This window comes from Nocardioides daeguensis (assembly GCF_019192965.1).
Classification (GTDB): Bacteria; Actinomycetota; Actinomycetes; order Propionibacteriales; family Nocardioidaceae; genus Nocardioides; species Nocardioides daeguensis.
Genome location: NZ_JAHTKU010000015.1, coordinates 55,514 through 73,068 on the forward strand (window position 1 = coordinate 55,514; position 17,555 = coordinate 73,068).

The window sequence follows — 17,555 nt, forward strand, 5'->3', positions numbered from 1 at the left end:
TTGAGGTGTGAGGAGCGCCAGCGACGAGCCTCGAAACCACCCGCCGCGCTGCCGGAACTGTCCACCGCGCTTCGGTCACGTAGCCGGCACCGTCCCGAAAGGCAGCAACGAGGAAGGGGCGTAGGGCCCCGGCTCGGCGGTCGGCTCACGGTCCCCGCCGCGACAGCGCAGCCGCGATGAGCAAACGCGAGAACCCGCTAGCAACAAGGGGAAGGTCCTCGACAGCCATGGCGTACGAACGTGTGTTCGAGCAGAATCGACCCATGATCTCGGGCCTCTCGGACGCCACCGCGGCGCAGCTGCTCCACGCAGCCGAGAACGGCGTCCAGGTCCGCCGGATCCACGAAGTCCACCAGCTCGAGCTGCTCTGCCCGGGCGGGTTCGCGGTGGTGACCTACGAGCGCAACCCCAGCACCATCGCGCAGACCGACGAGGGCCTCCTGTTCCAGATCAACTGAGCCCGATCGGGCGGCCCGGCCCCGGAAGCGGGTCGCTCAGTCGTCGCGCCAGCTCTTGTTGACGAGCTCGGACTCGACGTCGCCGTCGAGGTCGGCCCACAAGGAGACGCCGCCGTGGTCGACCTCCGTGACGCTGACGTAGATCCAGTGGTCGGCCGCGTCGACGGGCTTCTCGACGCCGTACCGGCTGTCGCTGAGGCGCCCGTCGCTGCGGCTGCGGGCCTCCTCGTCGACGGCGACCAGGACCGCGGGCTTGACGTCGGCGAGGTCGAACGGCGCCCGGTCGCCGGCCTGCTCGCCCATCCACTTCTCCAGGCGGGAGCCGTCCCAGCGCCACACCTCGGCGAGGTCGTCCGGCTGCGCGGGCGGGACCGTCACCTGCATCTCGTCGGGGCCGTAGCCGCGCAGCTCGAGGATGTCCGTGCCCCCGGTCTGCACCGTCAGCGCCTCCGCGAGCGCGGCGAAGCTCCCAGCGGTCGCGATCGGCTGGTACCCGGCCTCGGCCGGGTATGGCTCCGGCTCCTGCTCACCCCCACCAGCGCGGCTCACCGCGCCCCAGGTCGAGACCACGGCGACGACCACACCCAGCCGGAGCCACTTGCGCGACCGCCGCGCCCTGGACCGGCGCGACTCCCACGCCGTGACGGCGTCGTGCCCGCCGTCCGCCGACGGCAACGGCAGGCCGTCGGTGTCGAGATGCTCGCCGAGCCGTTCATCGGGCTCGAGATAGCGAGGCCACCGTCCCGGATCGCCCGAGCGTTCGCGGGGTGCCTCGTCCTTCACCAGATCCGGACCCGGTCCTCGGGGTCGAGCCACAGCCCGTCCCCGGGGGCGGTGCCGAAGACCTCGTGGAACTCGTCGAGGTTGCGCACGATGTTGGCGCGGAACTCCGGCGGGCTGTGCGGGTCGATGGTGAGGTACTGCTGCTCCTGCTCGAGCCGGCGCTTGGTGCGCCACACGTAGGCCCAGTTGAGGAAGAGCTTGGCGCGGTCCTCGACCGACGCGGCGCCACCCTGGGCGATCTGGAACGCGGTGTGGGCGATGGTGAGGCCGCCGAGGTCCCCGATGTTCTCACCGACGGTGAGCGCGCCGTTGACGTGCTCGCCGGGCAGGTTGCGCGGCGAGAAGGCGTCGTACTGGGCGATCAGGGCCTTCGACTTCACCTCGAAGGCGGCCTTGTCGTCGACGGTCCACCAGTCGTTGAGGTTGCCCTCACCGTCGTACTGCGCGCCCTGGTCGTCGAAGCCGTGGCCCACCTCGTGCCCGATCACCGCGCCGATGCCACCGTAGTTCTCGGCCTCGAGCGCGTCGGGGCTGAAGAACGGCTTCTGCAGGATGCCCGCGGGGAAGCAGATCTCGTTGGTGCCGGGGTTGTAGTAGGCGTTGACCGTCTGCGGGAGCATGAACCACTCGTCGCGGTCGACCGGCGAGCCGATCTTGGCGAGCTGCCGGTCGGTCTCGAAGCCGGCGGCGGCCTGGGCGTTGGCCACCAGGTCGTCCGGTACGACGACCAGCGCGCTGTAGTCGCGGAACTTCTCCGGGTAGCCGATCTTGGGCCGGAAGGTCGCGAGCTTCTCGTAGGCCCGCTCCTTCGTCTCCTCGGTCATCCAGTCGAGCTTGCTGATCGACTGGCGGTAGGCGGCGAGCAGGTTGGCGACCAGCTCGTCCATCATCGCCTTGCTGGCCGGCGGGAAGTGGCGGGCGACGTACTCCTTGCCGACGGCCTCGCCGATCGCGCCCTCGACGAAGGCGACCGCGCGCTTCCAGCGGGCCCGCAGCTCGGGGGTGCCGGACAGGGTGCGGCCGTAGAAGTCGAAGTTGGTCTGCACGAACTCCTCGGACAGGTACGGCGCCGCGGAGCGCAGCACCCGCGAGAGGAACCAGTCGCGCCAGGCCTCGATCGGCTCGGACTCCAAGACGCCCGAGAGGTGCTCGAGGTACGACGGCTGCTTGACCACGACCTCGGCGATGGTCGCGTGCGGGCCGGTGAGCTGTCCGCCGAGGTTGGTGACGTAGGCGTCCCAGTCGAACGCCGGGCACAGCGCCTTGAGCTCCTCGGCGCTCATCAGGTTGTAGGTCTTCTGGACGTCGCGCGTCTCGGCGCGCTCCCAGTGCCCCTTGGCGAGCTCGGTGTCGAGGGCGAGGATCCGCTGTGCGGCGGCCTCGGGGTCGGCGTGGCCGCCGAGGGTGAGCAGCCGGGCCAGGTAGGCGACGTACGCCGTGCGGATCTCGGCGAACTTGTCGTCGCGGTAGTAGGACTCGTCGGGCAGGCCGAGACCGCCCTGGACGACGTGGAACAGGTAGCGGTCGGACTGCTTGCTGTCGGTGTCGACGTAGGACCCGAACAGGCCGTAGCCACCGATCCGCTCGAACTCGCCGAGGAAGGCGGCGACGTCGCGGACGTCGCGCAGCGCGGCGACGGCGTCGACCAGCGGCTGGGCCGGCGCGAGGCCCGCGGCCTCGACCCGGTCGGTGTCCATGAAGGAGTTGAACAGGTCGGCGATCTTGCGGGCGTCGTCGTCGCCGGACGGACGGGCCGCGAGCTCGGTGATGATCGCCTTCACGTCCTCCTCCGCCTGGTCGGCGAGCTGGACGAACGGTCCCCAGCTGGACCGGTCGGCGGGGATCTCGGACTCGGTCAGCCAGGTGCCGTTGACGTGGCCGAAGAGGTCGTCCTGCGGGCGGATGTCGAGGTCCATGCCCGGGCGGGCGTCGTCGAGGATGCTCACGCGCCGAGACTAGACCCGGACGAGTAGTCGTTGCTCGGCACGTCGCGCATCCGCGCGGGCACGAGAGCGGTCCCCGGGGGTCCGCTCGGATGGGCGCCCCGGGGACGTAGGTCCTGATTTCCGCGGTCGCGCTCAGGACGCCCGCGCGGTCACCGATCGACCGGGCATGACCCGCTCGCTCGCCCTGGTGCCGTGCCTCGTGCTCGGCCTCGGCCTCGGCCTGCTCGGGCCCGCCTCCGCCGACACCGGGACGGGTACGACGGCCGCGGCCGTCGTACCGACGCCGGGTCCGCGGCTGGTCCCCGCCCGGATGCTGGTGCAGCGGGCGATGGAGGACCGGGTCCTCCAGCTCACCAACGAGCAGCGCAGGAGCAACGGCTGCCGCCCGCTCAAGGCGTCGAACCAGCTGCGCAAGGCGGCCCGTCGGCACACCATCAGCATGGCCCAGGCCCGCGTGATGTCCCACCAGCTGCCGGGCGAGGCGAAGTTCTCCGCCCGGATCACCCGGGCGGGGTACCGCGGCTGGAGCCTGGTCGCCGAGAACATCGCCCGCGGGTTCAGCTCGCCGGAGGCGGTGACGACCGCGTGGATGAACAGCCCGAGCCACCGGCACAACATCCTCAACTGCCGGCTGCGCGAGCTCGGCGTCGGCGTCGTGCTCGAGGGCGACCAGCTGTGGTGGACCCAGGACTTCGGCGTCCGCTGACCTCCGCTGCTTCTTGCTAGCCCTTCAGGACTAGCCGCCGCCTTTTGCCTAGCCCTTCGGGGCCAGCGAACGCGACACGGAGTGCCGACGCGGCGAGAGCGCCGCACAGCGCACCATCGATGTCATGCTGCTCCGCCGCTCCCGCTCCCTCGCGCTGGCGGCCACCCTCGCGGTCCTGACCGCGCTGCCCGTCACGCTGTCGGCCACCTCCGCCTCGGCGGCGCCGGCGGGGACGACCCTCACGGCGTCGGACACGCCGCCGCCCACCGGCACCCTGACCGACCTGCTCGCCGGCCTGCTGGCCGCGCTGCTCGGCGGGCAGCAGAGCGCACCGTCCCCGCAGCCGGCGGCGCCCGGCACCGCGGCCCAGGCGCCGACGCCGATGTCGATCAACGTCGCGTTCGAGGACCGCGTGGTCCGGCTGGTCAACAAGCGGCGCGCCCGTGCCGGCTGCCGCACGCTGCGCCCCAACGCGAGGCTGCGGACCTCGGCGCGCACCCACAGCGTGGGCATGGCGCAGTACCGCACCATGGTCCACTTCCTCCCCGGCGAGGCCGGGCTGGGCGAACGGATCACGTACGCCGGCTACCGCGGCTGGCGGCGACTGGCCGAGAACATCGCCTCCGGCTTCGCGTCGCCGCGCGACGTGATGCAGGCGTGGATGGCCAGCCCGAGCCACCGCAAGAACATCCTCGACTGCCGCCTGCGCCAGATCGGAGTCGGCGTCATCGCGCAGGGCGACCACCTGTGGTGGACCCAGGACTTCGGCCGCCGCTGACAAACCGGCCGGGGACCGCCATGATGCTCCCCGTGCGCTCGGTACTCCTCCCCGGCGCCGTCCTCGCGACGGTCGTGCTGACCATGGCGCCCGCCTCGTCGCACCCTGCCCCCGCGCCGCGTCCGGCGCCCCGGATCGACACCGCCCGGGTCGAGGTCCAGCTCCTCGACCGGGTCAACGTCGTACGACGCCAGGCGGGCTGTCGCCGGCTCCGCCCCAAGGCCGGGCTCCACGGGGCCGCCGCCGCGCACTCGGCGGCGATGGGGGCGACCGGCACCCTGTCCCACCAGCTGCCCGGCGAGCCCGTGCTGCGCGACCGGGTCGCTGCGGCCGGCTTCCGCAACGCCGCGAGGATGGGCGAGGTCATCGCGAGGGGGCCGACGAGCGCCCGCAGCGCCCTCGACCGGTGGCTGGACAGCCCGCCGCACCGCGCGGTGCTGCTCGACTGCCGGCTGCGGCTGGTCGGCCTCGGCGTCGAGTCGGTCGGCGAGCAGCTGTGGTGGACGGTCGACCTGGTCCGCTGCTGACCGCTCAGTCGCGCAGGCGCACCACGAGCTTGCCGAACGCGGCGCGCTCGTCCATGTCGGCCAGGGCCCGGCCGAACTCCGCCATCGGGTACACCTTGCCGATCGGCGGCTTGACCACGCCCGACTCGATCATCGGGACCAGCTGGGCCCACTGCTGCTGGAGGTAGTCGGGGCGGGTGAAGGCGTAGGCGCCCCAGCCGACGCCGCGGACGTCGATGTTGTTGAGCAGGAGCCGGTTGACCTTGACCTCGGGGATGCCGGCACCGGCGGCGAACCCGACGACCATCAGCCGGCCCTGCGGGGCGAGGACCCGCAGCGAGTCGGTGAACGCGTCGCCGCCCACGACGTCGAGCACGACGTCGACGCCCTTGCCTCCGGTCAGCTCCATGACGGCGTCCTTGAAGCCGTCGAACAGCACGGCCTCGTCGGCACCCCCCGCCCGCGCGTACGCCGCCTTCTCCGCCGTGCTGGTGACCGCGATGGTGCGCGCGCCCAGGCCCTTGGCCACCTGGATCGTGGCGGTGCCGACGCCACCGGCCGCGCCGTGGACGAGAACGGTCTCGCCGGGACGCAGGCCGGCCCGCTCGTCGAGCGCGAACAGCGCGGTGAGGTAGTTCATCGGCAGGGCGACGGCCTCGTCGAACGTGACCCCGTCGGGCAGCGCGAAGATCGACTGGCGCGGCCCGGCGACCAGCTCGCCGGCGCCGCCGTACCCCCCGACACCCACGACCCGCTGCCCCGGCTCGAAGCCCGGGCCGGACACGACGACGCCGGCGTAGTCGACGCCGAGGGTGAACGGCGGCTCGGGACGCAGCTGGTACTGGCCGCGGCTGAGCAGCAGGTCAGGGAACGACACCCCGACGGTGTGCACCTCGACCAGCACGTCCTCGGGTCCGGGCGTCGGATCCGGCACCTCCCGGACGACGACGTCGGCGGGACCCGTGGTGGTGACGACCTGGACTGCGCGCATGCCTCGAGAGGCTAGTACTCCCTAGGCTCCGGCCGACCGCCGGGCGTGCTCGGCCACGAGGTCGGCGTACCAGCTGTAGGAGCGCTTGGGGGTGCGCTTCTGGGTCTCGAAGTCGACGTGCACGAGGCCGAACCGCTGGGTGTAGCCCTCGGACCACTCGAAGTTGTCGATGAGCGACCAGGCGTAGTAGCCGCGGACGTCGACGCCGCGCTCGATCGCCTCGGCCACCGCGCCCAGGTGCAGCGCGTGGTAGTCGATGCGCAGGTGGTCGTCGACGACGCCGTGCTCGTCGGGTCCGACGTTGTAGGAGCAGCCGGACTCGGTGATCACGATCGGGGGGACGGCGGCCCGGAACCGCGCGCGGAGGGTGATCAGCCACTCGCGCAGCGCGTCCGGCACGACCGGCCAGCCGAAGTCGGTCATCGGGTAGCCGAGCACCTCGCGGAACTCGAACGGCAGCTCGGCGCTCTCGTCGGCCGCCGCGATCCGCATCGGGTTGTAGTAGTTGACGCCGTAGAAGTCGAGCGGCTGGCGCATCGTCGCGAAGTCGCCGTCGCGCACGTGCGGCTCGAGCAGCGTCATCAGGTCGTCGGCGTAGCGGCCGAGCAGCATGCCCTCCAGGTAGTGGGCGTTCCACAGCGTGTCGAAGAGCTTCGCGGTACCCACGTCGGCGGGGTCGTCGCTGGCCGGCCAGATGGGGGCGTGGTTGTTGGCGCAGCCGACGCTGGTGGCGCCCGCGGCGCGCAGCGCGATCGCGGCGCGGCCGTGGGCGACGAGCAGGTGGTGGCCGGCGGGGAGCGCGTCGAACATGAGCGCCTTGCCCGGGGCGTGCATCGCGACGGCGTACCCCATCAGGGTCACGACGTTGGGCTCGTTGACCGGCACCCAGTCGGTGACCCGGTCGGCGAGACGCTCGCCGACGATCGCGGCGTAGTCGGCGAACCGGTCGATGGTCGCGCGGTTGAGCCAGCCGCCGTCGTCCTCGAGGCCCTGCGGGAGGTCCCAGTGGTAAAGGGTCGCCATCGGCTTGATCCCGGCCTCGAGCAGGCCGTCAACGAGGCGGTCGTAGAAGTCGAGACCGGCCTGGTTGACCGGGCCGGAACCGGTCGGCTGGATCCGCGGCCAGGCGATCGAGAACCGGTAGCCGGAGGCGCCGAGGCCGCGCATGAGGGCGATGTCCTCGGGCCAGCGGTGGTAGTGGTCGCAGGCGACCGCGCCGCTCGAGCCGTCGACGATCCGGCCGGGCTCGGCGCTGAACGTGTCCCAGATCGACCGGCCGCGTCCGTCCTCGTCGACCGCGCCCTCGATCTGGTACGACGCCGTGCTGGTGCCGAAGCGGAAGTCGGCCGGAAAACGGCCGGCGAGATCTCCCACCCTGTCCCCCGTCGGCCCGACCATCGCAAACAGGACCTTTCCACGACCGCTTCCTGTGCCGGCCGACGACACGCCCACGCGCGACGGCCGGAGCGCCGGGAGCTCCTCGATTCCCTCCCGGCACAATCTGTCACGTGAACGTGGAGATCCGCAGGGGAACGGACCGGTTCCTCGAACGGGAGCCCGGGCGGCTGAGCCGCCACGGGTTCTCCTTCGGTCCGCACCTCGACCCCGACCGCCTGTCCTTCGGCCCGATGGTGTGCCACGACGACCACGTCCTCGGGCGCGGAACCGGGTTCGAGGAGCACCCGCACGAGGGGCTGGAGATCATCACCTGGGTGGTGTCCGGCGCGGTCGTGCACCGTGACGCCACGGGCGCCGAGGAGACCCTGGCGGCCGGGGACTGCGCAGTGCTGTCGGCGGGCGCCGGCGTGCGGCACGCGGAGGTCGCCGGCCCCGACGGGCCGGCGCGGTTCGTGCAGGTCTGGCTGCGGCCCGACGACCCCGACGCCCCACCCGGCTACGCGCGGGCATCGGTGGCGGCCGGACCCGGCGCCGGGCTGGTCCGCCTGGTCGGCCCCGGCGGGCCGCTGACGGTCGGTGTCGCCGGCGCGAGTCTCGACGTGGTCCGCCTCGGCGCCGGCGAGACCGTCGCCCTGCCCGCCGCGCCGCGGGTGCACGCCTTCCTGACGACGGGCGCGCTGCTCCGCTCGTCGCTGGCCGAGCCGCTGTCGGCGGGCGACGCGCTGTGCGTGAGCGACGGGCCGTCGTACGAGGTGACGGCGGGGGTGCCGACCGAGATCCTGGTCTGGTCGTTCGGCTGACCCCGGCGGCGTGGGTCAGGCCTCGCCGAAGGCCTCGACGGGGTCGACGAGGGCGGTGGCGATCTCGGCGAGGCTGCGCACCTGCGCCGGGGTGAGCCGGTCGAAGACCAGTGAGCGGACCTGGGCGAGGTGGTGGGGGGCGATCCGGTCGAGGAGCGCCTGGCCGTCGTCGGTGAGGACCGCGAACTGGCTGCGGCGGTCGCTGGGGCAGTGCGCCTTGGTGACCCAGCCGCGCTCCTCGAGGACGGCGATCGCGTGGGTGAGCCGCGAGGGACTGGTCACGGTCAGCCGCGCCAGCTCGCCCATCGTCAGCATCCGGTCCGGCGCTGCGGAGAGGTTGGCGAGCATCGCGTAGTAGGTATGCGTGATGCCGGCCTCCTCACGCAGCCGCCGGTCGATCGCCTGCGGGAGCTCGTGGACCAGCCGGACGAGCGGCAGCCAGGCCGCCATCTCCTCCTCGTCGAGCCAGCGGATCTCGCTCATCGGGTCCCCGGTCCGTTGTTCGCGGAGGAGCGGAGCGGGAGAGCGGAGAACGGAGTGGGGCGGTTCATGCCGAGAGCCCGTCGAGGTCGAGGGTGTGGGCGGTGTGGTCGCGCTTCACGGTGAGGTAGCGCTCGTTGGCCGCCGACAGGTGCACCCCGGTCGGGACCCGCTCGCCGACCGCGACGCCGTACTCCCCGAGCTGGCGGGCCTTGTCGGGGTTGTTGCTGAGCAACCGGATCCGGTCGGCGCCGATCGCACGGAGCATCTGGGCGGCCGCGCGGTAGTCGCGCTCGTCCTCGCCGCGGCCGAGCGCGACGTTGGCCTCGTAGGTGTCGAGTCCGGCGTCCTGCAGGGCGTAGGCGTCGAGCTTGGCGTACAGGCCGATGCCACGGCCCTCCTGGCGCAGGTAGAGCAGGAAGCCGCCCTCGTCGGCGATCCGCTCCACGGCCTCGCGCAGCTGGGGTCCGCAGTCGCATCGCTGCGAGCCGAACACGTCGCCGGTCAGGCACTCGCTGTGCGGGCGGACCAGCGGTGCCGGGCCGCCGTGGACCAGGTCGTCGAGGCGCTCGCGCCACGCGCCGAGACCGAGCAGCAGGTGCTCCTTGCCGTCGACCAGCCCCTCGAAGGTGACGACGTCGGCGGTCGTCTCGTAGCCGTCCGGGAAGCGCAGCGGGACGACGACCCGGGTGCGCACCGCGGCCGCGGGGACGTCGGCGAGATCGGCGGGGCCGGCGGGATCAGCGATGCCGGTGGCGGCGCCGACGCGGGGTGCGCGTCGGGCGCGGGTGGGGCAGGTCGTCATGGTCGCTCCATTATTTCAAACTTGAAATGATGGTGCCACAAGGCGGCCGCCGGCGCGGGTATTCCCGGCTCAGTCCTCCGACCTCGCGGGGACCGGCCGGAACACGAGGCCGTCGGGGACGACGAGGCCGTACTGCGCCAGGGTGTCGACCAGCACCGCGACGACCTGGCGGGTGAGGCGGTCGACGAGCTGGTCCTGGGTCTCGTCGTGGTGGTCGAACCACCAGATGATGCTTGCGTCGACCATGCCCATCACCCCGACGAGGACGCCCTCGGGCGGGTCGGCGGACAGCGGCGTCTCGCTGAGGTACGCGCGGGCGGCGTCCGCGATCTCGCTCAGCAGCCGGGTCCGGCCCACGCGCGCGCGGTGCAGCGCCTTGGTCTGCTGCTGGGCGGCGAGGAAGCGGAACAGGTGCGGGTGCTCGGCGGCCCAGGCGACGCACGGCGCGATCAGACCGCGGACGATCTCGACCGGCGTACCCGGTGTCGACAGGTGGGGCCGCACCCGGCGCAGCAGCTCGGCCGCGGCGAACCGGGCGACCTCCGCGTCGAGCTGCTCCTTGCTCGCGAAGTGGCGGTAGACGTTGGGTCGCGGGATGCCGGCGCGCTCGGCGATCTGGCCCATCCCGACCTGCGCGCCACCCTCCTCGATCGCGTCGACGGCGGCCTGGACGACCTGGGCCCGGCGCGCGTCGCCCTCGAGCGCCTCCTTGGCGCTGCGCCGGCGCACGGTCGAGTCGACCCACTTCGCCACGTCCGCCACGTCGACCATGGCGCCGACGCTATCGCGCGCGGACTTCCGGATACACCTTGTATCCGCAGGGCCCGACGTGATACACCCTGTACCCATGCGCCGCTCACCCTGGATGGACTCCGACCTCGACGACGTCCGCGATCTCGCCCGGACCTTCTGCGAGAAGGAGATCAAGCCCAACATCGAGACCTACATCGCCAACAAGCAGGTCGACCGCGACCTGTGGAACAAGGCCGGCGAGGTCGGCCTGCTGTGCCTCTCGGTCCCCGAGGAGTACGGCGGCGGGGGCGGCACGTTCGCCCACGAGGCGATCCTCATCGAGGAGCAGGCCCGCGTCGGCGACAGCTCGTGGGGCGCCTCGCTCCACAACGGCATCGTCGCCCACTACATCCTCAACTACGGCACCGAGGAGCAGAAGCACGCCTGGCTGCCCAAGCTCGCCAGCGGCGAGGCGGTCGGCGCCATCGCGATGACCGAGCCCGGCACCGGCTCGGACCTGCAGAACGTGAAGACCAAGGCGATCCGCGAGGGCGACGAGTACGTCGTCAACGGCGCCAAGACCTTCATCACCAACGGCGCCCAGGCCGACGTGGTGATCGTGGTCGCCAAGACCAACCCCGAGGAGGCCGCCGCCGGCATCTCGCTGATCATCGTGCCGACCGACACCCCGGGCTTCTCGCGGGGCCGGGTGCTCGACAAGGTCGGCATGAAGGGCCAGGACACCTCCGAGCTCAGCTTCGTCGACGTCCGGGTCCCGGTCACCAACCTGCTCGGCACCGAGGAGGGCCAGGGCTTCATCCAGCTGATGGAGCAGCTGCCGCAGGAACGACTGATCGTCGCCCTCGCCAACGTGGCCGCCATGGAGTTCTGCCTTGAGGAGACCCTGCGCTACGTGCACGACCGGCACGCCTTCAACCGGCCGATCTGGGGCTTCCAGAACACCAAGTTCAAGATGGCCGAGGTCGCCACCGAGGCCCGCGTCGCCCGCTCCTTCGTCGACGAGTGCATCGGCCTCCACATCGAGGGCAAGCTCGACATCCCCACCGTCGCGATGGCCAAGCTGTGGTGCTCCGAGCGCGCCCAGAAGGTCGCCGACAAGTGCCTGCAGCTGCACGGCGGCTACGGCTACATGAACGAGTACCCCATCGCCCGCGTCTGGGCCGACCTCCGGGTCTCGCAGATCTACGCCGGCACCAGCGAGATCATGAAGGAGATCATCGCGCGGTCGCTGCCGGCTCCTTCCTGAGCCGGGCGGCGCCCGAGACAGTTTCACCGGCCGGCTGGTGGAACTGCCGGGGGGTTGGACGACAAAACTGGCGCTTGGACGAGGAAGTTTCCTCGTCCAAGCGCCAGTTTCACCGGCCGGCCGGTGAAACTCATTTCAGGCCAGCACCCGACCCGCGGCGGGCAGCAGCTCGACGGTCAGCGGCGCCGCATCGTCGGCAGGGAGGGCTCCGAGGGCCTCGCCGTCGGCACCCACGGGTACGGCGCCGCCCCCACGGTGCTGCCCGGAGAGCCTGACCCGGCGGCCGGTCCGCACGGTCACCTCGGCGAGGTCGACGTGGCTGCCGTCGTACACCTTGGGGAGGGCGCGGATCAGGTCGAGGTGGGAGGCCGCCTCGATGACGATGACGTCGAGCAGGCCGTCGTCGAGGGAGGCGGCCGGCGCGATCGCCATGCCCTTGCCGTAGAAGCGCGAGTTGGCGATGACGACGGTCGCGGCCTGGTGGGTGCTGCGGACGCCGTCCACCTCGAGCACGCACTCGACGGGGCGGTAGGTCGCGAGGGCGCGGACGGCGGCGTAGGGGTACTGCAGCTTCGAGGGCAGCCAGCGCGAGCGGTCGACGATCTCGGCGGCGCGGGCGTCGACGCCGGCATAGACCGACCCCGCCACGACGGACGTCGTGCCGTCGCCCCCGGTCACCCGGAGGAGGTCGATGCGCCGCGGGGCGCCGTCCAGCAGGAGTCGCGCCTGGGCGGCGGTGTCGGTGGGCACCTCGAGCATCCGGGCGAAGTCGTTGCCGCGACCGGCCGGGACGACGGCGAGCACGCCTTCGCGCTCGGCCACCGCGCCGGCGACCGACGAGAGCATCCCGTCGCCGCCGACCGACACCACGACGGCGCCGCGGGCGACTGCCGCCTCGACCAGCGCAGGCGTCTCCGCCGCCGAGGCCGTGTAGGTGACCTCGACCTCGGCACCGGCCTCGCGCAGCGCCCGGGCGAGCGGAACGACGACCTTGGGCGCCGCGCCCCCGCCGGAGGCCGGGTTCACGAGGAAGGCGAACGCCCTGCGGCTGCCCGGCGTCACGGGATCAGCACCCCGGGGTTGAGGATGCCGGCGGGGTCGACGGCCCTCTTCACCGCGCGCAGCACCTCGACGCCGATCTCACCGATCTCCGCGGTGAGGTACGGCTTGTGGTCGGTGCCGACCGCGTGGTGGTGGGTGATCGCGGCGCCGGCGGCGACGATCGCCTCGCAGGCCGCGGCCTTGGCGGGCAGCCAACGCCCGAGCGGGTCGTCGCCCGCCGGGGCGGCGACGGTGAAGTAGAGCGAGCAGCCGGTCGGGTACACGTGCGAGATGTGGCAGAGCACCATCGTGCCCTCACCCAGGCTCTCCTCGAGCGCAGCCTTGACCCGCGCGTAGAGGTTCTCGCGGTTGCTCCAGAAGGTGGCGGTCTCGAGGGTCTCGACGAGGACGCCGACGTCGAGCAGGCTGTCGCGCAGGTACGGCGCGTTGAAGCGGCCGTGCGCCCACGCCTCGCCCGGACCCGAGCCCTGGGGGGTACCGCCGAGCGCGGTCAGCGCCTCGGTGACCGCAGCCCTCTTGGCGGCGACCGCGGCCGGCGTGCCCTCGTGGCCGACGATCATCAGGCAGCCGGCGTTCCCCTCGCCGCCGATGGACTCCGGGTCCGCGAGGTTGATCGCGGTCTCGTTCTCGTCCGAGAGCCGGATGACGGTGGGCAGCAGGTCGGACTGGGCGAGCGCGCGCATCGCGTCGGCCCCGTCGGCGAAGCTCGCCCAGCGCCAGCCCTCGTACTCCTTGACCTCGGGCAGCGGGCGGACCCGGAGCGTGACCTCGGTGATCACGCCGAAGGCGCCCTCGGAGCCGAGGAAGAGCTCGCGGAGGTCGGGGCCGGACGCGTTGGCCGGGGCGCTGCCGAGGCGCACCTCGCCGACGGGGGTGGCGACCCGCAGGCCGACGACCATCGCGTCGAAGCGGCCGTACCCGGCGCTGGACTGGCCGCTCGACCGGGTCGCGGCGAAGCCGCCGATCGTGGCGTACTCGAAGGACTGCGGGAAGTGGCCGAGCATCATCCCGTGCGCCGCGAGCAGCGCCTCGGCCTCGGGGCCGCGCAGGCCGGGCTCGAGGGTCGCGGTCGAGGAGACCGGGTCGAGCGCGAGCAGGCCGCGCATCCGGCCCAGGTCGAGGGAGAGGACGCCGCCGAGCCCGGCCGGGTCGGCGACGAGACCGCCGGTGACCGCCGTACCGCCGCCGAAGGGGACGACGGCGATCCGCTGCTCCTGCGCGTAGGCCAGCACCGCGACGACCTCGTCGTGGCCGGCCGGGCGGACGACGACGTCGGGCGCGTCGCCCAGGTCCCCGGCGCGCTGGCGGAGCAGGTCGGGGGTGGACTTGCCGCGGGTGCGCTGGCGGCGCAGCGCGTCGTCGAGGACGACGTGGTCGTCGCCGACGATCGCGCGCAGCCCGGCGAGCTGGGCGTCGCCGAGCCGCGGCGCGGGAACGGCGACGTCGGCACGAGCAGGAGTGTCCTGGATCGGGAACGCCAGCCCGACGAGGTCGCGGACTCCGTCCGGGAGGCCGGTCTCGTGGGCCGGGTCGCCCCAGCGGGTCGGGGGCATCTCGGGCTGCAGGACGGAGGGACGCTCGGTCGTCATGTGTTACAGTGTTACACATGACGTCACATCGTCACAACACCGATCCGCGGGACACCTACCTCGACGCGGCCCGCGAGTGCATCCTCGACGTGGGCTGGCGGCGTACGACGCTCACCGAGGTCGCCCGTCGGGCCGGCGTCTCGCGGATGACGATCTACCGCGCGTGGTCGGACATGCCGGCGCTGCTCGGCGACCTGATGACCCGCGAGTGGGGGACGCTCGTCGCCTCCGGGGTCGATGTCGCCGCGTCACCCACGCCCGACGCGATCGCCGACGCCGTGGTCACGACCGTCAACGCGCTGCGCGAGAACGAGCTGTTCACCCGGATCGTCGAGCTCGACCCCGAGCTGATCCTGCCCTACCTGCTCTCGCGCCGCGGCCGCTCGCAGGAGCTGATCCTCCAGGTGCTCGCCGCCGCGATCGCGGCCGGGCAGGAGGCCGGCACGATCACCGACGGCGACCCGCAGGCCGTGGCCCGCGGCCTGGTCCTCGCCGCACACGGCTTCGTCCTCTCCGCCCACACCATGGTCGACGACGCGGTCGACCAGTCCGCGCTCGACGACGAGCTGCACGCCCTCATCTCCCGGAGCCTCGCGCCATGACCGCCTCCCCCACCCGGATCACGCCCGGCCTGGCCGCCGTCCCCACCGAGGTCGACGTCCTCGTGGTCGGCCTCGGCGTCACCGGCGCCGGCGTCGCCCTCGACGCGGTCTCGCGCGGGTTGACGGTCCTGGCCGTCGACGCCCACGACCTGGCCTTCGGTACGTCGCGGTTCTCCTCGAAGCTCGTGCACGGTGGCCTGCGCTACCTCGCCTCCGGCCAGGTCGGCATCGCCCACGAGAGCGCCGTCGAGCGCGGGATCCTGATGGAGACCACCGCGCCGCACCTGACCCGGCCGCTGCCCTCGATCATCCCGCTGGCGGCCGGCGTCAGCCGTCCGATGGGCGCCCTCGCCGGGGCCGGCTTCCTGGGCGGCGACCTGCTCCGCCGGGCCGCCGGGACCAGTGGCGACACCCTTCCCCGGCCGCGCCGGCTGAGCGCCGCCGAGACCCGCCGGATCGCGCCGCCGCTGCGCACCGACGGGCTGCGCGGCGCCTACCTCGGCTGGGACGGCCAGCTCGAGGACGACGCCCGGCTGGTCACCACGATCGCGCGGACCGCGGCAGAGCGCGGTGCCCACGTGCGCACCCACGCCCGGGTCGTCGCGGCCACCGGCCGCGCGGTGGACCTGCGCGACGAGCTCACCGGCGAGACCGTCAGCGTCACCACCCGCAGCGTCATCAACGCGGCCGGCGTGTGGGCCGGCGACCTGGTCGACGACGTCCGGCTGCGCCCCTCGCGCGGCACCCACCTGGTGCTGCGAGCCGGCACCCTGCCCGGCCTCGACGTCGCCGTGTTCGCTCCGATCCCCGGCGAGACCAACCGCTTCGTGCTCGTCCTGCCCCAGCCCGACGGGCAGTTCTACGTCGGCCTCACCGACGAGCCGGTCGAGGGCCCGGTCCCCGACGTGGCCGAGCCGACCGAGGTCGAGATCGGCTTCCTGCTCGACGTGGTCTCCGCGTCGTTCGCTCGCCCACTGCGCCGCACCGACGTGGTCGGCGCCTTCGCCGGCCTGCGTCCCCTGCTCGACGGCGGCGACGACGCGACGGCCGACCTCTCGCGCAAGCACGCCGTGCTCATCTCGCCGACCGGTGTCGTCACCATCGTCGGCGGCAAGCTCACGACCTACCGGCGGATGGCCGAGGACGCCGTCGACGCGGCCGTCGCCCACGCCCGGCTCACCGCCGGGCCGTGCATCACCGCGAGCCTCCCGCTCGCCGGCGCCGCGCCGCGCGAGGCGCTCGCCGACCGGGCCGCCAAGGCCGGCCATCGGGGCGCGGGCCGCCTGGTCCGGCGGTACGGCGCCGACGCGGACCTCGTCCTCACCGCCGCGGTCGAGGCCAGCGGCTGGACGCAGCAGGAGCTGCTCGCACCGGTCGCCGACACCTTGTCGACCCTCTGGGCCGAGCTGTTCTTCGGCGTCACCCACGAGGGCGCGGCCGACGTCGCCGACCTGCTCGACCGGCGCACCCGGATCGGGCTGGTGCCGGCCGACCGGGCGCTCGCCGTACCCGCCGCCGAGAAGGTCCTGGAGATCCTGCACGCCGACCGATGAGTTTTCCCGTCGACCCCGGTCACCCCCATCAGGCAGACTGGCGAGACCACGGGGGTAGCGATGGGAAGCGCAACGGTGACCGAGGCGACGACGACCGGGCAGACGACCGAGCAGGCAGCGGCGGCGAGTGACGAGCTGGCCGACTTCGACACCCTGACGGGGCGCTACCAGCGCGAGCTGATGGCGCACTGCTACCGGATGAGCGGGTCGGTGCACGAGGCCGAGGACCTCGTGCAGGAGACCTTCCTGCGCGCCTGGAAGGCCTCGGCGAGCTTCCAGGGCCGCAGCTCGGTGCGCACCTGGCTCTACAAGATCGCCACCAACGTGTGCCTGACCAACCTCGAGGCCAAGCCGCGGCGGCCGCTGCCGACCGGTCTCGGCACGGCGGACTCCGCGCCCTCCGACGAGCTGCTCGAGGACCACGAGGTGCCCTGGCTCGAGCCGATCCCCGACGCGGCGGTCGAGGTCGCCGAGCGCGACACGATCCGGCTCGCCTTCGTGGCCGCGCTGCAGCACCTGCCGGCCCGCCAGCGCGCGGTGCTCATCCTGCGCGACGTGCTGCGCTGGTCGGCGGCCGAGACCGCGACCGCGCTCGACACGACGACGGCTGCCGTGAACTCCGCCCTGCAACGCGCCCACGCCCAGCTCGCCGAGCGCGGCCTGTCCCCCGACACCGTCGAACCCGACCTCGACCAGGCGCAGCGCACCCTGCTCGACGCCTACCTGCAGGCGTTCTGGCGCAAGGACATCGACCAGATCGTCCAGCTGCTCAAGTACGACGCCACCTGGGACATGCCGCCCTTCCTCAACCACTACCGCGGCATCGACGCGATCGGCCAGCTCATCGGCACCAAGTGCCCCGGCGGCTGCAACGACATGCCGATGGTGGAGACGATCGCCAACGGGCAGCCGGCCTTCGGCCTCTACATGCGCCAGCCCGACGGGCACTTCGAGCCGTTCCACCTGCAGGTCCTGCAGCTGACCGGCGCGGCCGACGACCTGCGCGTGGAGCACGTGACGGCGTTCTTCGACGCCCGGCTGTTCGCGCGGTTCGGGCTGCCGGAGCGGTTGCCCGCCGACTACGTCCCGGCCTGAGGCC

At 72.8% G+C, this 17,555-nt stretch carries 18 protein-coding genes; 9 read left to right on the forward strand and 9 right to left on the reverse strand.

All coding sequences use genetic code 11. The features are described from left to right. The first annotated feature begins 263 nt into the window (after nt 1-263). Entirely contained in the window at nt 264-458 is a 195-nt protein-coding gene (locus KU893_RS12530; RefSeq protein WP_218234706.1) for a hypothetical protein, read from the forward strand. 36 nt (nt 459-494) lie between these two features. On the opposite strand, the gene KU893_RS12535 is transcribed toward KU893_RS12530, so the two are convergent. Both KU893_RS12535 and KU893_RS12540 read right to left on the reverse strand, forming a co-directional pair. Beyond that, on the reverse strand, nt 495-1,241 hold the full coding sequence (locus KU893_RS12535) for a hypothetical protein (RefSeq protein ID WP_218234707.1): 747 nt from the start codon (nt 1,239-1,241) through the stop codon (nt 495-497). Further along, nucleotides 1,238-3,187: a M13 family metallopeptidase gene (locus KU893_RS12540; RefSeq protein ID WP_308167221.1), complete on the reverse strand. Its 1,950-nt coding sequence runs from the start codon at nt 3,185-3,187 to the stop codon at nt 1,238-1,240. Before KU893_RS12540 ends, KU893_RS12535 begins: the two co-directional genes overlap by 4 nt. Nucleotides 3,188-3,353: 166 nt before the next feature. Between KU893_RS12540 and KU893_RS12545 the strand changes: the two genes are divergently transcribed. The 3 genes from KU893_RS12545 to KU893_RS12555 all read left to right on the forward strand — a co-directional run bounded on the left by KU893_RS12545 (nt 3,354) and on the right by KU893_RS12555 (nt 5,198). Then, nucleotides 3,354-3,893 (forward strand): CAP domain-containing protein, encoded by a 540-nt coding sequence (locus tag KU893_RS12545; RefSeq protein ID WP_218234708.1) that lies wholly within the window; start codon nt 3,354-3,356, stop codon nt 3,891-3,893. A gap of 124 nt (nt 3,894-4,017) precedes the next feature. Further along, nucleotides 4,018-4,671, forward strand: coding sequence for a CAP domain-containing protein (locus KU893_RS12550; protein WP_218234709.1), 654 nt, complete (start codon nt 4,018-4,020; stop codon nt 4,669-4,671). 32 nt (nt 4,672-4,703) lie between these two features. Then, nucleotides 4,704-5,198: a CAP domain-containing protein gene (locus tag KU893_RS12555; RefSeq protein ID WP_218234710.1), complete on the forward strand. Its 495-nt coding sequence runs from the start codon at nt 4,704-4,706 to the stop codon at nt 5,196-5,198. A gap of 4 nt (nt 5,199-5,202) precedes the next feature. On the opposite strand, the gene KU893_RS12560 is transcribed toward KU893_RS12555, so the two are convergent. Continuing rightward, nucleotides 5,203-6,168, reverse strand: a complete 966-nt coding sequence (locus tag KU893_RS12560) for an NADPH:quinone oxidoreductase family protein (RefSeq protein ID WP_218234711.1) — start codon at nt 6,166-6,168, stop codon at nt 5,203-5,205. A 21-nt stretch (nt 6,169-6,189) separates the two neighbouring features. Continuing rightward, nucleotides 6,190-7,542, reverse strand: coding sequence for a GH1 family beta-glucosidase (locus KU893_RS12565; RefSeq protein WP_257440805.1), 1,353 nt, complete (start codon nt 7,540-7,542; stop codon nt 6,190-6,192). A 134-nt stretch (nt 7,543-7,676) separates the two neighbouring features. On the opposite strand from KU893_RS12565, the gene KU893_RS12570 reads away from it, so the two are divergent. Further along, the gene (locus tag KU893_RS12570; protein WP_218234713.1) at nt 7,677-8,366 is read left to right on the forward strand and encodes a pirin family protein; all 690 of its coding nucleotides are present in this window, start codon (nt 7,677-7,679) and stop codon (nt 8,364-8,366) included. 15 nt (nt 8,367-8,381) lie between these two features. On the opposite strand, the gene KU893_RS12575 is transcribed toward KU893_RS12570, so the two are convergent. The 3 genes from KU893_RS12575 to KU893_RS12585 form a co-directional block, all read right to left on the reverse strand. Next, the gene (locus KU893_RS12575) at nt 8,382-8,849 is read right to left on the reverse strand and encodes a MarR family winged helix-turn-helix transcriptional regulator (protein WP_218234714.1); all 468 of its coding nucleotides are present in this window, start codon (nt 8,847-8,849) and stop codon (nt 8,382-8,384) included. Nucleotides 8,850-8,913: 64 nt separating this feature from the next. Further along, nucleotides 8,914-9,651 carry a GTP cyclohydrolase II gene (locus tag KU893_RS12580; protein ID WP_218234715.1) on the reverse strand — a complete coding sequence of 246 codons (738 nt, stop codon included), beginning with the start codon at nt 9,649-9,651 and terminating at the stop codon, nt 8,914-8,916. A gap of 69 nt (nt 9,652-9,720) precedes the next feature. Continuing rightward, complete coding sequence (locus tag KU893_RS12585) at nt 9,721-10,422, reverse strand: TetR/AcrR family transcriptional regulator (protein ID WP_246592559.1); 702 nt, start codon at nt 10,420-10,422, stop codon at nt 9,721-9,723. Between the two features lie 76 nt (nt 10,423-10,498). Between KU893_RS12585 and KU893_RS12590 the strand changes: the two genes are divergently transcribed. Then, entirely contained in the window at nt 10,499-11,650 is a 1,152-nt protein-coding gene (locus KU893_RS12590; protein ID WP_218234716.1) for an acyl-CoA dehydrogenase family protein, read from the forward strand. A 135-nt stretch (nt 11,651-11,785) separates the two neighbouring features. On the opposite strand, the gene KU893_RS23615 is transcribed toward KU893_RS12590, so the two are convergent. After that, nucleotides 11,786-12,712, reverse strand: a complete 927-nt coding sequence (locus tag KU893_RS23615; RefSeq protein WP_218234717.1) for a diacylglycerol/lipid kinase family protein — start codon at nt 12,710-12,712, stop codon at nt 11,786-11,788. Then, entirely contained in the window at nt 12,709-14,301 is a 1,593-nt protein-coding gene (locus KU893_RS12600; protein WP_281426740.1) for an FAD-binding oxidoreductase, read from the reverse strand. Before KU893_RS12600 ends, KU893_RS23615 begins: the two co-directional genes overlap by 4 nt. Nucleotides 14,302-14,318: 17 nt before the next feature. Here KU893_RS12600 and KU893_RS12605 point away from each other — a divergent pair, with 17 nt between their 5' ends. The 3 genes from KU893_RS12605 to KU893_RS12615 are packed head-to-tail and all read left to right on the forward strand — an operon-like array spanning nt 14,319 to nt 17,551. Further along, nucleotides 14,319-14,903, forward strand: coding sequence for a TetR/AcrR family transcriptional regulator (locus KU893_RS12605; RefSeq protein ID WP_218234718.1), 585 nt, complete (start codon nt 14,319-14,321; stop codon nt 14,901-14,903). Continuing rightward, nucleotides 14,900-16,456 carry a glycerol-3-phosphate dehydrogenase/oxidase gene (locus KU893_RS12610; protein WP_218234719.1) on the forward strand — a complete coding sequence of 519 codons (1,557 nt, stop codon included), beginning with the start codon at nt 14,900-14,902 and terminating at the stop codon, nt 16,454-16,456. The genes KU893_RS12605 and KU893_RS12610 overlap by 4 nt, the downstream gene beginning before the upstream one ends. A gap of 60 nt (nt 16,457-16,516) precedes the next feature. After that, the gene (locus KU893_RS12615; RefSeq protein WP_218234720.1) at nt 16,517-17,551 is read left to right on the forward strand and encodes a sigma-70 family RNA polymerase sigma factor; all 1,035 of its coding nucleotides are present in this window, start codon (nt 16,517-16,519) and stop codon (nt 17,549-17,551) included. Nucleotides 17,552-17,555 lie beyond the last annotated feature (4 nt).

Coding starts and splice junctions, on each gene's coding strand:
- KU893_RS12530 (WP_218234706.1), top strand. CDS start 264: ATGATCTCGGGCCTCTCGGACGCCACCGCGGCGCAGCTGCTCCACGCA.
- KU893_RS12545 (WP_218234708.1), top strand. CDS start 3,354: ATGACCCGCTCGCTCGCCCTGGTGCCGTGCCTCGTGCTCGGCCTCGGC.
- KU893_RS12550 (WP_218234709.1), top strand. CDS start 4,018: ATGCTGCTCCGCCGCTCCCGCTCCCTCGCGCTGGCGGCCACCCTCGCG.
- KU893_RS12560 (WP_218234711.1), bottom strand. CDS start 6,168: ATGCGCGCAGTCCAGGTCGTCACCACCACGGGTCCCGCCGACGTCGTC.
- KU893_RS12575 (WP_218234714.1), bottom strand. CDS start 8,849: ATGAGCGAGATCCGCTGGCTCGACGAGGAGGAGATGGCGGCCTGGCTG.
- KU893_RS12580 (WP_218234715.1), bottom strand. CDS start 9,651: ATGACGACCTGCCCCACCCGCGCCCGACGCGCACCCCGCGTCGGCGCC.
- KU893_RS12585 (WP_246592559.1), bottom strand. CDS start 10,422: ATGGTCGACGTGGCGGACGTGGCGAAGTGGGTCGACTCGACCGTGCGC.
- KU893_RS12590 (WP_218234716.1), top strand. CDS start 10,499: ATGCGCCGCTCACCCTGGATGGACTCCGACCTCGACGACGTCCGCGAT.
- KU893_RS12600 (WP_281426740.1), bottom strand. CDS start 14,301: ATGACGACCGAGCGTCCCTCCGTCCTGCAGCCCGAGATGCCCCCGACC.
- KU893_RS12605 (WP_218234718.1), top strand. CDS start 14,319: ATGACGTCACATCGTCACAACACCGATCCGCGGGACACCTACCTCGAC.
- KU893_RS12610 (WP_218234719.1), top strand. CDS start 14,900: ATGACCGCCTCCCCCACCCGGATCACGCCCGGCCTGGCCGCCGTCCCC.
- KU893_RS12615 (WP_218234720.1), top strand. CDS start 16,517: ATGGGAAGCGCAACGGTGACCGAGGCGACGACGACCGGGCAGACGACC.